The 15,100-nt window shown below is 52.9% G+C and carries 16 protein-coding genes; 3 read left to right on the plus strand and 13 right to left on the minus strand.

Features of this window, described 5'->3' with window-relative positions; genetic code table 11:
• Nucleotides 1–85: 85 nt before the first annotated feature.
• From YERSI8AC_RS05480 to YERSI8AC_RS05505, 6 genes are all read right to left on the minus strand, one after another.
• Nucleotides 86–1,693 carry a gamma-glutamyltransferase family protein gene (locus YERSI8AC_RS05480; RefSeq protein WP_022520678.1) on the minus strand — a complete coding sequence of 536 codons (1,608 nt, stop codon included), beginning with the start codon at nt 1,691–1,693 and terminating at the stop codon, nt 86–88.
• 59 nt (nt 1,694–1,752) lie between these two features.
• Nucleotides 1,753–3,267 carry a tripartite tricarboxylate transporter permease gene (locus tag YERSI8AC_RS05485; RefSeq protein WP_022520677.1) on the minus strand — a complete coding sequence of 505 codons (1,515 nt, stop codon included), beginning with the start codon at nt 3,265–3,267 and terminating at the stop codon, nt 1,753–1,755.
• Nucleotides 3,268–3,282: 15 nt separating this feature from the next.
• Nucleotides 3,283–3,726, minus strand: coding sequence for a tripartite tricarboxylate transporter TctB family protein (locus YERSI8AC_RS05490; RefSeq protein ID WP_236557252.1), 444 nt, complete (start codon nt 3,724–3,726; stop codon nt 3,283–3,285).
• 84 nt (nt 3,727–3,810) lie between these two features.
• Nucleotides 3,811–4,791 carry a Bug family tripartite tricarboxylate transporter substrate binding protein gene (locus YERSI8AC_RS05495; RefSeq protein ID WP_022520675.1) on the minus strand — a complete coding sequence of 327 codons (981 nt, stop codon included), beginning with the start codon at nt 4,789–4,791 and terminating at the stop codon, nt 3,811–3,813.
• A gap of 124 nt (nt 4,792–4,915) precedes the next feature.
• On the minus strand, nt 4,916–5,446 hold the full coding sequence (locus YERSI8AC_RS05500; protein ID WP_009287173.1) for a chromate transporter: 531 nt from the start codon (nt 5,444–5,446) through the stop codon (nt 4,916–4,918).
• A complete protein-coding gene (locus YERSI8AC_RS05505) occupies nt 5,443–6,012 on the minus strand; it encodes a chromate transporter (protein ID WP_022520674.1) in 570 nt (189 codons plus the stop codon). Before YERSI8AC_RS05505 ends, YERSI8AC_RS05500 begins: the two co-directional genes overlap by 4 nt.
• Before the next feature lie 178 nt (nt 6,013–6,190).
• Here YERSI8AC_RS05505 and YERSI8AC_RS05510 point away from each other — a divergent pair, with 178 nt between their 5' ends.
• Both YERSI8AC_RS05510 and YERSI8AC_RS05515 read left to right on the plus strand, forming a co-directional pair.
• The gene (locus YERSI8AC_RS05510) at nt 6,191–6,877 is read left to right on the plus strand and encodes a GntR family transcriptional regulator (protein WP_159176281.1); all 687 of its coding nucleotides are present in this window, start codon (nt 6,191–6,193) and stop codon (nt 6,875–6,877) included.
• Nucleotides 6,878–6,954: 77 nt separating this feature from the next.
• Nucleotides 6,955–7,536 carry a DUF1415 domain-containing protein gene (locus YERSI8AC_RS05515; RefSeq protein WP_022520672.1) on the plus strand — a complete coding sequence of 194 codons (582 nt, stop codon included), beginning with the start codon at nt 6,955–6,957 and terminating at the stop codon, nt 7,534–7,536.
• 16 nt (nt 7,537–7,552) lie between these two features.
• Here the strand turns inward: YERSI8AC_RS05515 and YERSI8AC_RS05520 are convergent, their stop codons facing one another.
• The 5 genes from YERSI8AC_RS05520 to YERSI8AC_RS05540 form a co-directional block, all read right to left on the minus strand.
• Nucleotides 7,553–9,214 (minus strand): sensor domain-containing diguanylate cyclase, encoded by a 1,662-nt coding sequence (locus YERSI8AC_RS05520; RefSeq protein ID WP_022520671.1) that lies wholly within the window; start codon nt 9,212–9,214, stop codon nt 7,553–7,555.
• A 164-nt stretch (nt 9,215–9,378) separates the two neighbouring features.
• Entirely contained in the window at nt 9,379–10,611 is a 1,233-nt protein-coding gene (locus YERSI8AC_RS05525; protein WP_236557253.1) for a methyl-accepting chemotaxis protein, read from the minus strand.
• 6 nt (nt 10,612–10,617) lie between these two features.
• Nucleotides 10,618–11,043 (minus strand): Tar ligand binding domain-containing protein, encoded by a 426-nt coding sequence (locus YERSI8AC_RS05530; protein ID WP_236557254.1) that lies wholly within the window; start codon nt 11,041–11,043, stop codon nt 10,618–10,620.
• Between the two features lie 257 nt (nt 11,044–11,300).
• Nucleotides 11,301–11,795: a GNAT family N-acetyltransferase gene (locus YERSI8AC_RS05535; protein ID WP_022520669.1), complete on the minus strand. Its 495-nt coding sequence runs from the start codon at nt 11,793–11,795 to the stop codon at nt 11,301–11,303.
• Nucleotides 11,796–11,818: 23 nt separating this feature from the next.
• On the minus strand, nt 11,819–12,811 hold the full coding sequence (locus tag YERSI8AC_RS05540; RefSeq protein ID WP_027959907.1) for an LLM class flavin-dependent oxidoreductase: 993 nt from the start codon (nt 12,809–12,811) through the stop codon (nt 11,819–11,821).
• On the opposite strand from YERSI8AC_RS05540, the gene YERSI8AC_RS05545 reads away from it, so the two are divergent.
• Entirely contained in the window at nt 12,810–12,974 is a 165-nt protein-coding gene (locus tag YERSI8AC_RS05545) for a hypothetical protein (RefSeq protein ID WP_159176282.1), read from the plus strand. The two genes, YERSI8AC_RS05540 and YERSI8AC_RS05545, sit on opposite strands and share 2 nt — an antisense overlap.
• Here the strand turns inward: YERSI8AC_RS05545 and YERSI8AC_RS05550 are convergent.
• Both YERSI8AC_RS05550 and YERSI8AC_RS05555 read right to left on the minus strand, forming a co-directional pair.
• Nucleotides 12,960–13,652, minus strand: a complete 693-nt coding sequence (locus tag YERSI8AC_RS05550; protein ID WP_159176283.1) for an SDR family oxidoreductase — start codon at nt 13,650–13,652, stop codon at nt 12,960–12,962. The two genes, YERSI8AC_RS05545 and YERSI8AC_RS05550, sit on opposite strands and share 15 nt — an antisense overlap.
• A gap of 130 nt (nt 13,653–13,782) precedes the next feature.
• Nucleotides 13,783–15,060, minus strand: a complete 1,278-nt coding sequence (locus YERSI8AC_RS05555) for a nitrate regulatory protein (RefSeq protein ID WP_159176284.1) — start codon at nt 15,058–15,060, stop codon at nt 13,783–13,785.
• Nucleotides 15,061–15,100 lie beyond the last annotated feature (40 nt).

A 15,100-nucleotide genomic window follows, 5' to 3' on the forward strand; every position in this document is an offset into this window, starting at 1 on the left:
TGCGGTGGTTGAGCGTGGATAGCCAGCTCAGCCGCCGGTTGCCTTCAACGGCAACACGGCGGAGACCCAGTTTAGTGGTGAGATGTTACCAGGGGAGCACAGCCCCATCGGTGCGTGGCTCGGTACCCCCTTGGAGTACGCCGGTGTCAGGATCGCGCAGAATGATTTGGCCACGGCCAAAGCTGATTGAATCGGCGACTTTAACGATGTCGTGGCCGCGGCGTGCCAGGGCAAGCGCTAAGTGATTGGGGAAGTCGGCTTCAACTTCGATGGTTTTGCCTTTGGTCCATTTCCAACGTGGCATATCGAGCGCTGCCTGAGGATTCAGTTGATCCTCAAGCATCGCCGTTACCACCTGCACATGGCCCTGGGGCTGCATATAGCCACCCATCACACCGAACGGCCCAACGGCTTGGTTATCTTTGGTGATAAAGCCTGGGATGATGGTGTGGTAGGTGCGCTTGCCGGGGGCTAGTGCATTAGGGTGCTGCGGGTCGAGGGAGAACGACCAGCCACGGTTTTGCAGGCTAATGCCGGTGCCCGGTACCACCATGCCAGAACCAAAGCCTTTGAAGTTGCTTTGAATCAGCGACACCATATTGCCATCGTTATCAGCCGTGGCGAGATACACTGTTCCGCCCTTGATCGGATTGCCGTGTATAGGGTCGACGGCTTGCTCGCCAATCATTGCTGCTCGCGACTTCAAATAGTCGTCGTCCAGCATCTGATCAATGGTAGGTCGCATAGCATCAAGGTCGGTAACATGCGCGAAGCCATCGACGTAAGCCAGTTTGGTGGCTTCAATACGACGGTGCAGTGTTTCGACCGGATCTCGCCCTTCTTCGCCCAACCGCTCAAGCATACCCAGCGCTTGCAGGACAATTATGCCGCTGCCGTTAGGGGGTATTTCCCAAATATCGTGGCCTTTGTAGCGCACGCTAATAGGGTCTACCCACTCTGGCTGGTAAGCCGCTAGGTCTTCTTTGCGTAATAAGCCACCATGTTCGCGGGAAAAGGCATCAATGGCCTCGGACAGGTCGCCCTCATAGAATGCTTTGGCGCGGGTGTCAGCAATCGCTTTTAGGCTTTTAGCATGGCCTTCAGAGCGCCACAGTTCACCGGGCTTCGGCGCATGCCCTTTGGGAGCAAACGTATCAAACCATGGTTTGAAGGAGGCCTCATCGTAAGCCGAGTAGGTGTTGAAAGCTTCTTTCCACATTTGATGAATGACGGGAGAAACCGGGAATCCTTCATCGGCCAGTGAAATCGCAGGCGCCAGCAACTCTGCGAAAGGCAGTTTGCCAAAACGCTCTGAAAGTGCCGCCCAGGCAGCCGGGGCCCCGGGCACGGTGACAGGTAGCATGCCATGGTTGGGCATCGTATCGTGTCCGAGGGCCTTTAGCGCTTCAATGGTTGCCGCTTGTGGAGCAGGGCCACTGGCGTTGAGGCCATGCAGTTTGCCGTCGACCCAGACAATGGCAAAGGCATCGCTGCCGATTCCATTCGAGGTGGGTTCCACCACCGTTAATGCGGCTGCCGTGGCAATGGCTGCATCAATCGCATTACCACCTTGCTGCAAAATGCTAATACCTACCTGCGCTGCTAGCGGTTGTGAGGTGGCGACCATGCCACGTTTACCGAACGTTGCCATCCGGCGCGAGGCGCTGGGGTAATAGAGAGCATCATGTTGCATACCAGTGTCCTTTTGAATGTTGTTTTGAAACAACAGTTTTTTGAAATAACGTAGAGGTATTAAACATTCTCTTGCTGTGCGGCATTTTTTAAGTGCTGAATTTTGCGATCTTGATAGAGCGAAAACAGTATCGAAGCGACAGCGAGTGCCAGAAAAAGCGCAGAGAGTGGTCGAGTCAAAAAAGTCAGCCAGCTTTCATTAAGCTCAAGGGCGCGGAAGAGCTGGCGCTCAAGGTTATCGCCAAGTACTACGCCGAGTATCAGAGGCGTTAGCGGTACTTCAGCTTTCCACAGCAGGTAGCCGATAATGCCAAAGATAAACAGCACCCAAATATCAAACAGGTTGTTGTTCAGTGCATAAGCACCAATGGCACACAGCATTAATACGACAGGAACGAGGATCTGTTGGGGGATCAACGATATTTTGGCGAACCAGCGTACTAGCAGCAGATTGCAAAGCACCATGACCACCGCACCGATCAGTAAGCTGGCATAAATAGCACCCACCAGCACCGGGTTCTGTTCAAACATCATTGGCCCCGGCGTAATGCCGTGCAGGATCAGAACCCCCATCATGATCGCCATGGGCAAATCGCCCGGTATTCCCAACGCGAGCGTAGGTACAAACGCGCCGCCTGCCACCGCGCTATTGGAGGCTTCAGACGCCACGATGCCGCTGGGTGTGCCAGTGCCAAACTTCTCTGGATGTTTTGAGAATTTCTTGGCTTGGTCGTAGCTTAAGAAATTAGCCACGGTGCCACCCGTGCCAGGTAGCGCTCCTACCAAGCTACCAATGAGTGAAGAGCGCAGCGTGTTAAGCTTTTGTCCCGCCATATCTTTGAGTATTTGGCCGTAGGGAATCGTTACATTGGTATCGATGTTTTTGGCTTCGCTTTTCTCATCTTTGAGCTTCTCTATATTTCCAAGTAGCTGCGAAAAAGCAAATATACCGATCATCACGGGGAGAATTTCGAACCCAGATCCCATCGCCGGCAGGCCGAAGTCAAAGCGAAGATTGCTGTTGCGGTCATAGCCAACGGTGGTAATCAAAAGCCCCAAAGCGGCGGCCATCAGGCCTTTGAGCAGAGCGCCACTGGAAAGGCCTGCCACAAGTGTCAGAGCGAAAACGATTAATGCAGTGATTTCCCAAGGACGGAAGTGCATGCTGAAGCTTGCAATTAGCGGTCCGAAGAACACCAGCACCGCCACGCTGATAATGGTGCCTAAAAACGATGAAGCGACGCCAATGCCTAGGGCGCGGCCCGGTTCGCCTTTCTGTGCCATCGGGTAGCCGTCATAAACAGTAGTAATAGACGAGGGTGTGCCGGGTATCCCCAACATGACGCCAGACACAATGCCGCCCGAGTATCCCCCCACAAATACACCAACCATCAGTGAGACGCCGCTGACCGGATCCATAGCAAAGGTAAAAGGGAAGACCACCAGGATGGCCATGGTGACGGTAAAGCCAGGGATGCTACCGCCAATAATGCCAAACAAAACACCGATTACAATTAGGCCCAGCACCGAGGGAGTACCGACCTCAGCGAGAGCTTGGAGAAAAAAATTGGTCATTATTTACTCCGCAGATTAGGGCAGCCAGACATTTAAGCCATAGCGGAAAACCACAAATATCACGAGCGTCAGAGTGAAACTCAACGTGAGATTAATGATCCATTTTCGCCGCGTATCTATACCCATAAGTAAAGCAAGCGAGGCGACTAAGAAGCCCATAGTGGTTGCGATATACCCAACTGCTGGGAGAAGTGCTGCATAAAGCCCAAACAGTAGAAACAGAGCGAGTATGGTGCGCCGGCTTTTAAACCACCCAGCAACAAGCTGCTTTGCGCCCGCCCGCTCAGGTACTTTTACTAATAAGGAGCGCACTAGGATCAGCAGTGAGAACGAACCAATCACTACCAACAAAATACGTGGGAAAAGAGCTGACCCATACGGTTGCCAACTGGTCGGTGGAGCAATGCTTCCTGACTCCATCCACATGACAGCCACAATTAATAGCAGAGCCAGCGCCAAGGCGCGGTCTTTCGTTAGCGTAAGCATTAGCGATGCCTCCGGTAGTTCTAGCCCCCGTACTCACGAGGGCTAGAGGGTGCGCCCTCAGTTCTGGAAATCGATGTTCTCAGCAGCGGCGGATAGTGCAGCTTCGTTTTCATCCAGAAACGTTTGATAATCATCACCGGCCAGAAAGCGAACAACAGAGCCAAATTCATTTTCAATGCGGCTCTGTACTTCTTCATTTTCCAAGGCCTGCTCGTAAGCGTCAGCGATGGTATCGAGGACTTCTTGCGGAGTGCCTTTGGGAGCAAAAATACCTCTGCTGGTGGAGTGATCCATCTCGATGCCTTGCTCTCGCAGGGTGGCTACATCTGGCATGCTATCAAGGCGCTCTGGATGAGCGATGCCGAGCGCGCGGAAGGTGCCATCTTCAAAAAACGCACCGCCAGAGGGCAGGTTGAACATTGCGAAATCAACTTCTTCCGCCATCAAAGCCGATACCTGTTCACCCGTATCTGGATAGCCGACTAGACGCACGTCGGCCATATCAATGCCAGCCTCCTGGAAGAACTGTGCCCAGAAGAAGTGGTCAGTGGAGCTAGGAATCATACTGAAGCGCACTTGGCCTGGGTTTTCGCTAACATAGTCAGCGATTTCATCAGCGCTCTGGACAGGGTGATTCGCATGGGCGGTTGGGATATTGATGGTTTGGGTAAGTAGCGCGATAGGTTCGAAGGCATCAAACGAGTAGTCGACGGTGCCCGCTAGCTTTGAAAGTGCAATGGTGTCGTGGCTGCCAAGCAGTGTATAGCCATCGGGTTCTGCGTCTTTTACATTGCGAGACCCCAGGGTAGCGCCTGCTCCTGCCATATTGACCGGAACGATGGATTCTCCAAGGTTCTTTTCAGCTTCCTGAGAAATCAACCGGAAGAGGATATCCGTTGCTCCCCCAGGCCCATAAGGGATAATTAAGCGAATATCCTGCTCGGGATAGTCAGCTTGTGCGGTGGTGGCAATTGCCAAACTAGACGCAAGTCCGATGGCTGCGAGGGTAGTGCTTAGAGTAAATGTTGAACGCGTCATTCTTATACACCTTTATAGATTGAGGTTGGTGTTGTGGGATGCCGCCCTGACTGCAGCGACGTGGTGAGCGCGTGATCCCGTTATCGGGTTTTTGTTATCTAATAAATACATCTGCCAATAAGCGTTAGCCTAGAAAGAAACCTCCATAAACCAGGGCGCCCATAACCACAAAGGCGGGGTGCGTGTTAAAACGAATCAGTGCTATAGCGGCGACTATGCCAATGATCAGGGTATGAATCGTCCCGCTGGTATTAAGGCTTTCGAGCAGAAACCCCAAGGTCAGCCAGGCCATCATCATGGCGATGACAGGGCGCACCCATTGGCTCATGCGCTTAACCCGGGGGGAATCACGATGACGGTAGAGCAACCCTAACGCGCCTAACATGAGTAGCAGCGTAGGGATCACTGTGGCAGCTACGGCAATGAAGGCACCGCCAATACCTGCTACTTCATAGCCCACATAGCCGGCCATTTTGGTCGCGATAGGGCTAGGTAATGCATTGCCGAGGGCTAATGTTTCCGCGAAGGTTTGTGCGGTCATCCAGCCATAGCGGCCAACCACTTCGGCTTCGATCAGTGGAATAATGGCCGGGCCGCCGCCATAGCCGATAATGTTTGGGATAAAAAAGGCTAAGAAGAGATCCCAATAAATCATGCCGCTCCCTCCGCTTTTTTCTTACCGGCAGGGCGCAGGAGGGCAGCAAGTAGAATGGCGCCAATCACCCAGCCTGGGTGAATGCCAAGCCAGTAGATCAGCCCGGCGGCAATGATGGCCATGGCAATGCTGACCAGCCAGCCAAGAGCGGCCTGGGATTTATCAAAAAAGTCCCATGTGAGCTGCGCCATCATCACCATGACCACCGGCACCACGGCTTGGCCCATGCCGCGAATCCAAGCCACATCACGGTAACGGCTGAAAATGCCTAACATGACGATCATCGCCACAATCATCGGGACGATAATAGCAATGACGGACGCAATACAGCCGACGACTCCCCCTACACGATAGCCAATATAGCCGGGCATCTTGGTGGCAATGGGGCCGGGTAAGGTATTACCAATCGCCAGTACATCGGCAAACTCTTCATCGGTTAACCAATGGTGGCGGGTGACGACTTCGGCGCGCACTAATGGGATCATGGCGGGGCCGCCACCGAAACCAAAGATGCCGATGCGGAAAAAGGCCCAGAAAAGTTGCCAGGAGACGGCGGGTGGTGTCATTGATGCATATCCCGCGAAGCCAAAGAGGAGATCAGAAGCATACCTAGACCTTATTTATCGTTTGTAGGTTAAAAAATCGATTATCTTGTCTAAAATAGAATATAGGTAGTGCCCGACCCAACGTCAACAGTCAAAACAGAATGGACAGCGGGAACTGAGATGAACAAAGGACATCGTGATGAATAATTCTCTACCTACGTCAGCCAAGTCAGTAGGGCCAGCAGGTACCGCATCAAGTCGCGTGTTTGATCATTTACGCAAGGATTTGGTGGGTGGGCGTTTTGTGGCCGGTGAAAAGCTCGCTATCAATGCCCTCAAAGAGCGCTATCAAGTCGGTTTGAGCCCGCTGCGAGAAGCGCTCAATAGATTGGCGGCTTATGGGTTGCTGGTGCAGGAAAACCAGCGCGGCTTTCGGGTGCCGAAGCTATCGCGGGATGAGCTGGACGATATTGCCCAAATGCGCCTGGAAATGGAGGGGATGGCGCTAGAGCGAGCTATTGCTAACGGTGACTCGCTTTGGGAGGCCGATTTGCTTGCCGCCGCACATCGCCTGAAACGGGCCGATATAACCCTGGATAAAGGCGAAGAGTGGGAGCATCTGCATACACAGTTTCACCGCACCCTGGTGGCGCCGTGTGGGTCAGTCTGGTTATTGCGTTTTATTGAGCAGTTACACGACCAGTTCGATCGCTACCGACGTTTGGGACCAAAAATGCCGACGATACGTCAAGAGCTGGACGAGCAGCATCATCAGCTGGTGGAGCTGGCGCTACAGCGGGATGCTAAAGCAGCGCGTGAATTAATGGACGACCATATCCATAAATCCTATGAAGTCGCCCTGAAGCGCTACCAAGAGCACGTGTAGTTGGTCATGAACAGTTGGTAAACTGCTGCGCATAAAGCGTCGGCCATCGCCGACCTAACCATGATCATGAGGGTGCTATGCACACAGATAACCAACACGCAGATGACCAAGTAGCCGCGCAGACGCTGAACTGGGTGCGCACCTTCATTGTCGCCCACGATATTTGCCCGTTCGCTCAGCGGGAGCTAGCGCGTGAAGCCATCCGCGTTGAGGTTGTGCGCTCTAAAAAAATTGAAGTGGCGCTTGAAGAGCTGATGGTCGAGGTAGCGTGGCTGGACGAACACCCTGAAACTGAAACGACGCTGCTGGTATTTCCTACGCTTTTTAAAAGTTTTGATCACTACCTGGATTTTGTTGAGCTGGCCGAAAGCATCCTTGTCGATCAGGGATATGAAGGAGTCTATCAGCTTGCTACTTTTCACCCCGATTACTGCTTCGACGGGGCTGAGCCCGATGACGCTGCCAACTATACCAACCGCTCTCCCTATGCCATGGTGCATCTGCTCCGCGAAGAGAGTGTTGAAAAGGCGATCGAGTTTTACGGCGATACCGACGCGATTCCTGAGCGCAATATCGCTAAGTTAACGGCGATGGGCAGCGACGCCGCTGAGCAACAGTTACAGCACTGTTTTGACGTGCACGGCTCGGGTTTGAACTAATGGCCAAGCTTTAAAATTAACGGTCAGGCTTGTGAATCACTAGCTGATGCTTGCCTTTACTTTTAGCCGCATACAGGGCGCTATCCGCAAGTTGTAGCACCGTTTCAATATGCAGGCCGTGGTGCGGCCACCAAGCAGCGCCCAAACTACAGCCCACATGAGCGCGCTTATTTTCCGGTAGTAGAATGGGTTGGGCTATAGCAGTAAGTAAACGCCTGCTCACTTCGTGGGTAAGCATTTCCAGGTACTCCTGCTTGGTTTTAAGCACCATAATGAACTCATCACCCCCTAAACGTGCGACCACGTCACCACTGCGCAGGGCGTTTTTCAGGCGCTGGGTGATCTCAATAAGTAGCAAATCACCCGCATGGTGGCCCAGTTCATCGTTGACCTGTTTGAAACCATCCAGATCGATATACATGACCACCATACTTTGCTGGTTTCTTTCCGCTTCTGGGATAGCAAGCTGAAGGTATTGATTAAGAAATGCGCGATTAGGTAAGCCTGTTAATGGGTCGGTATTGGCTAAATCCTCTAAGCGATTAATCGTTTGCCGCTGATCCAGCAAGCGGCTAACCATATTGCGCATTGAGGTTGATAGGCGCTTAAGCTCTGGAGAGCCCTGTTCCAATGGCATGACGTCATTATGCTCACCGTGTTGCATTTGATCGGCGGCTTTTGCTAAGCGGGAAAGAGGAGCCACCATGCGTGATGCAATCGTCCACCCAATCATCGCAAAGAGCAGCGCCAGAAGTATGCCTATACCCATAATGGCCGCCTGGAGCTGCTCAACCGCGGCAAAGGCGCTAGCCACGGGCTTACGGCTAACCGCAATCCAACCCAAGCCAGGAAAGTCTTCAAAACCGTTGCTGCGCGCATAGCCGGTCATATATTGCTCACCGCTTGGCCAGGTTTCAATGGCCCATTGAGGTGATGTCGTGGTAGGGCCGGGTAGGTGATCCAGACTGGCTAGTGATTGACCAATAAGCGTCTCTGGGCCCAGCAGCACGGTACCGTCAGCTGCAAGCAGTAGCATCTCGGTATCTTGCCGTTGCTTGGTAGGAGAAAACATGGATTGCTGAATATATTCGGCCCACTCCCAGCTTAAATGTACTGCCAAAATGCCTTGAAGCTGTTCGTAGCGGTCAAACACCGGGGTGGCAATATCGACAAATTTCAACTCTTCACCACTTGGGTTAGGCAGCAGTTGTGCGAGGAGCACTGCTTCATGCACGTCCCCCACCCAGAGCGACTCACGCCCTTCAATAAAGACGGGGCGTTGTGCTATTGAAACCCCTTCTAAAATTCCCCCGGTCGCTGCTTGAACAGTACCTTGCCTATCGGTGAAGCCGATCCACGATACAACGTTATGAGTGCTCTGGAGTAGCTCTAACTGTTCACGCAGCAGGCGAGTATCACTATCGTTAGTGAAGGCTTGGATACCTAGCAGCAACTTAACTTCTTTGATACGAGCATCCATGCTGCGATCCAGCTTATCCACCATTTGATAAGCGGCTTCAGAGGCAGCCTCGCCAATCGTAGCCTCCATTTGCTGCGCCGACTCACGGGAAGCCACCCAGCCAAGCAGCAGGGTAGTGGCAAACACCAAGGCAGCAATCAGGGCGATAAACCGCGAGTGCAGTGAGAAGCGAGAGAATAACCTGGCATGAAAAAACATAATTTGCCATCACAGAGAAGGGGAGATGCTTAATTGCATTGTCATTAGGTGGGGAAACGTACCTTATTCTGTCGATATTTGCATTTAACGAGCCGCTAATTTTTATGACCTGAAGTGGAAGACCAATGGAAAAAGGGCCAGTCAAGCTGGCCCAAAAACTTGAATTAAAACTCTTCCCAATCAGGTGTGGCATTGGGCAGTTTTCTAGTTGAGTAAGCGTTAGACGCTGCAAGTGCCTGCGGTGATGAAGAGGTGGTGGGGGATTCCGAGCCACCGTGCGTTACGCGCTTAAGTTTGAAGGTCGTGACTAACTCGGCCAAACGAGTAGCTTCATCCTGGAGTGAGGCTGACGCGGTGCTGGTCTCTTCAACCAGCGATACATTTTCCTGGGTCGCCGAGTCCATCTGGGATACCGCTGTGCTGACTTGGCTAATGCCCGACTCCTGCTCCTTTGCGGCGAGAGCAAGCTCTTGCATCATTTCCGTCACTTTACGAATAGCTTCGTTGATCTCCGCCATATCATGGCCATTTTTCGCTGCTTGTTCCGCACCGACAACAATACGCTGTGAGATATCTTCAATCATGGTGCGTATTTCTTTCGATGAGGTGGAGGTCTTTGTTGCTAATGAACGAACTTCGCTGGCCACCACCGCAAAGCCTCTGCCGTGCTCGCCAGCCCGGGCAGCTTCTACCGATGCATTCAACGCCAGGATATTGGTTTGAAAGGCGATCGAGTCAATCACCTGGATAATGTCATGGACTTTGTGCGAGGTCTCTTCTAATTCCCGCATCAGTAGGCTGGTGCGTTCAGATGCCTGCTTACCACTATTCGCCTGTTGTGCGGCGTCCTGGGTCAATTGCTGTGCTTGACCGGCAGTATCTGCGTTTTGCCGCACAATCGATGAAATTTCATCCATACTCGCGGCGGTTTGCTGCAAAGCTGCGGCTTGTTGCTCTGTACGCGAAGCGAGATCCTGGCTGCCGCTGGCAATTTGCGTAGAGCTGGAGGCGACGGCTTCGCTACTTTGATTGAGCGTACCGATCATCTCTTCCAGGCGCTCCTGCATATCCTCCATGGCACTATAAAGGCGGCCGATCTCGTTACGCCCTAGGGCGTCGATATGGCTGGTCAAATCCCCCTTTGCAATGTTTTCGCAAATGCTGACTGCCCGCTGTAGAGGGCTGATGACGAGCCGGTTAATCATTATTTGTACCACAATATAGAGTACAATCGCGGTTAAAATGAGAACACCTACGGTAATACCAAAAATGACGCTGTCGCGCTGTGCTTCCGAGAGAACTTGGCTGCCTCTGCTCAGTGCATAATCATTAAAATTACTGATCGCAGTGCTAAAGCCGACGAACTTCTGATTAATGGGATCACGGTATTCGTCCAATGCCTCCTAGCGCTCGTTGGCTAAATCACTTCTTAAGGCGTCAGTGACAATAAGGTGGTAACTATCGACAATTGCATCGACTAGTGGGCGACGCTCGGAATCAACCGGGAGTTCAAGGCGAGTGAGTTCCGCAATACGCTGGTCAGATTTCTCCAAACTCTCCAATGCTTCTCCCAGCGCCCGCTCAGCGTAATTTTCGTTGCCATTGCGGTAGTGCTGTGACATGCGCTCTAGCCTGACCCGCACTTCCATTAGATTTGTTTCTGCACGGTTAGCAGCACTCGCTTGTTGAGCGCTGATTTCATTAATTTCTGCCAGCAGCTGTGCACCTTCGCGTTCTGCCATAGCACCCATGCTACCCAAAATGATAAGCATGGCTAAAAGCACAATCAGTGCGCCAGCAATCACTCTCTTAACTGATATGTTTTGCATTGATACTTCTCCTAATACTCCCCGCACCTGAATTGGTGCATAGGGGAGTTTTAAAAGGTATCAATTTCTCGTTAATATAATGATTTGATTAAGTTATCTTTAGTTTGTTAGATTGTTAAATGCTAAATCATAATAAAGCCGTATAATTAAATGTTTTTTTAAACTTGTTTGAGAGTTGTTTGGGAAATAATTGTTTGATAAAGAGTTGCTTAGTAAATAGTCGTCTGGTAAAGAACCCTTTGGTAAATGGATGATTGTTAAAGCGTCTTATGCATCACATGCGTATCGACAAAACCGAAGCGCGCATGGCGGTAGGCGTTAGGAACGGTACCCACAATACTAAACCCCAGCTTCTGCCATAACGCGACGGCCACCTCATTGGTGGCCACCACGGCGTTGTACTGCATGGCCAGAAACCCTAGTTCCCGGGCCTGTTGCTGGGAGTGCTCACACATGGCTCGCGCTACGCCTTTGCCCCGTGCGGCGGGGGTCACCATATAACCACAGTTACATATATGATCGCCGGGGCCAGCCGCGTTGGTTTTTAAGTAGTAAGCGCCCAGCACTTGTCCGTTTTCATCTTTGGCAACCACACTGGCGTTAGGCGTTTTACACCATAACTGACGGGCAGCTTCAAAACTGATATCGGGATCAAACGCATAGGTCTCTTGCGCTGCAACAATGGCTTGGAAGGTGGGCCAGAAAGCAGCAAAATCGTCATCCGTTATTGGAGAGAAAGCGAGTGTGGTCATAACTATCCTGTGCAGCTAAGCGCTTATCGGGCGACCTCAGCCACAATCTCGTAGCTGCGTAGACGGTCGGCGTGGTTGTAAAAATCGCTATTAATCATTAGTTCATCGGCGCCAGTGCGTGTTTGGAATTCCTCAAGCTCGGCTTTAACTGTCTCGGGCCCACCAATAATCGCCGCGCCTAAAAATTGGCTGACTTGGGCCTGTTCCATCGGCGACCAATCCAACTGCTCAACCGGCGGTTGTGACTGAGTCGGCTTGCCGCGAATAAGGTTTAAAAACTTCTGCTGCGCTGTCGTGGCCAAGTAGTGAGCCATCGCGTCACTCTCTGCGGCCATCACGGGAAGGCCGACCATCGCATGGGGCTTATCCAGGTGCTCCGAAGGGCGGAAGTTATCACGGTACAAACGCAGCGCTTCAAATAAATAGCCCGGCGCGAACTGAGCCGCAAACGCGAAGGGTAAGCCCAGTTTGGCTGCCAGCTGCGCGCTGTAACCGCTGGAACCCAGCAACCAAATAGGCACATGGGTACCTTGGCCAGGCACCGCTTTCACTCGCTGCTGGGGCTCTGCATCGGCTAAGTAGCTGCGCAGCTCATTCAGCAGTTGTGGAAAATCATCGACCCCGGCGTGGGCGTTGCGGCGCATAGCCTGCATGGTGGCACCATCCGAGCCAGGCGCACGGCCTAATCCCAGATCAATACGGCCAGGGTAGAGCGTTTCCAGTGTGCCGAACTGCTCGGCAATCACCAGCGGTGGATGGTTAGGCAGCATAATGCCGCCGCTACCCACGCGGATGGTGGACGTTTGCCCGGCTATATGACCAATCAACACGGCGGTTGCGGCACTGGCGATACCGGCAATATTGTGGTGCTCGGCAAGCCAGTAACGGGTATAGCCTAGCCGCTCGGTTAATTGCGCCAGGGCAACACTATCGCGAAAGGTCTCTGCGGCACTGCCGCCCTGGCGAATAGGTGCCAGATCAAGAACGGAAAGTGCCGTGGAAGCGAGTTGGCTCATGGATCACCTGCAAATTAATTCGTGGGCGCGTCGGGTGAAAAATTACTTAGCGCGCTTGGTAATTACACGTTATGCGGCCATTGCAGATGAATTGCAAGGTGCCGACTATCCAGGTGGCGGATATACAGGTTCGTTGGCTCCTCACTCCTCACTCCTCACTTAAAGGTGGAGTGGGGCGAATAAGAATTTCATTCACATCTACATGGGCAGGTTGCGCTAGTGCGTAAATTACCGCATTGGCGATATCGCGATCTTCTAAGGCATGAGTTGGCGGCTCATCAAAAAAGGGGGTGTCGACCATTCCAGGTTCAATTAGCGTCACACGCATGCCGGTGCCACGTAACTCTTCACGTAAGTTGTAGCCAATTCCGGTGACCGCCCACTTGGTCGCGCTATACATCGAGCCTGGAATAGTCGTGCGGCCTGCGGCTGAGCCGGTGAGCAATACATGGCCTTTGCTGCGTTTAAGGGCGGGCAAACAGGCTTGAATAGTGAAGCCCACTCCATAGATATTGGTGAGAATCATCTCACGCCATGCGTCGTGGTCGGCTTCACTAAAGCCGCCGGGTGAACCGCCACGGCCAGCGTTGGCAAAGACGCCATCCAGGCGGCCAAAGGTTTCCAGCGCCTGCTCAACCATGGCCTGCTGCTGTTCCATGTTAATCACGTCCAGCTCACAGGTCAGTACGTTTTCCGGCCCCAGCTCTTGCGCCAGTGCGGTGAGCTTGTCGCTAGAACGTGCAGCGAGTACTAACTTATAGCCTTCACGTGCAGCTGCGCGAGCGGTGGCCGCACCGATGCCGCTAGATGCGCCGGTAATTAATAGCACGCGGTGTTGCATGGGGTGCGCTCCTTGCTTGGTCAGTCAAGTGAGCTTTTAGCATGGCTAAGGTGACAGCATCCTGCAAATATAGGCTTAAGCAGCTTGGTATTGTGCTGCTAACTGACTGCTAACGAGGAGCCCATCTACTTTATGTTTTAGCATCGTTGCGTTTTAGCATCGCTGAGAGATCCAGTATCGCTTGAGCCATATCTGCCATGCTTTTGCTTTGATCCATTGAGGTTTTCCGCAGAAAGCGGTAGGCCTCCTCTTCGTTCATCTCCTGGTGGGCCATGATGAGACCTTTGGCGCGTTCAATCAGTTTGCGTTCTCGTAGCGCTTTGCGGGTATTTTCAAGCTCATCGCTGAGCCCTTGTAAGCGGCTGGCCTGGGCTTGGGTGAGCTCGATCAGCGAGCGGCCCAGGGGGGAGGTGAGAGCGTTGGCGGTCAGATCGCCTAACGGTTGCCCATCATTAAGCGCCAGCAGTTGTTCGCACGGCGCAGGTGCATAAGTACAAGTCTGCGTTTTAGTTTTCTCTAAAGCGTCTTGCGCTTGGGCGATTTTGCGGTGGCACAGTACGCTCAGCTGTGAGATCAGCGCATCTTCAACCCTTTTCATTGAGTCGATACGCAGCGTGGTGAGTTCATACCAGGTTTCACCCAGCTTATCGGGTGTCTCTTTGGGTGGTGATTGTTTTGCCGACGAGCGCTGGCAGGCGATATCGCGCAGATGGCAAATACCCGACAGCGTTCGCGGTGAAAGCTCCTTCTGCCATGCCTGCTGCGCTTCGGGTGTCGCAAACTCTACAAAGGTGTCGAAGCAGCGCTGTTGATCTGCCATGAGTTGATTGAGCAGCGCGCGATGGGGCTCGTCGAAGTGGCCATGGGTAAAGCCAAAGGCGCCGCAGGCGCGCTCCTGGCCAGCCAGCTCTTTGCCTTGCATTAAGTGGAAAATCGCTACTAGCGTGCGGGTAATATCGGGATCGATAGAGGTATCTGCGGCCTCAAACACAATGGCCAGTAGGCCACTGGTCAACTGGTTAAACGCCTGGGTCGCTGCATCGGGGGTGATAGCAAAGGTATCAATGGCCTGACGAAGCGCGCCAAGTTCGTCAAGCGCGTACCAGACGGCGGCAATCCGGCGCAGTAAGCGCGCGGCGGCCTGGGGGCGGGCCTCCTCACTGAGCGCTTCCAGCCGTTGGCGCATTAGTGTTTCGGCCTGCTGACTGTTTTGCCGGTAGGTGTCGCGGCGGGTTTTGAAGCGCTGCCCCTGGGAAACAAGGTAAATCGTCGATGCGCCCCGTTCACGCTGGAGCATATGAATAAAGCGGCTGATGTCGCCGACAATATCGGCGGTGGTGGCAAGGTGGGTAAGGTTGTCGATATCGCAACGGATGGCGGTTAAGAGCAGTTGCTGCGCTGAAGACATAGAAATTTCCTTGGTGACTCGCCGCCTAAATGTGAACACT

Source organism: Halomonas sp. 113, assembly GCF_904067645.1.
In the GTDB taxonomy this organism is placed as follows: Bacteria; Pseudomonadota; Gammaproteobacteria; order Pseudomonadales; family Halomonadaceae; genus Vreelandella; species Vreelandella titanicae.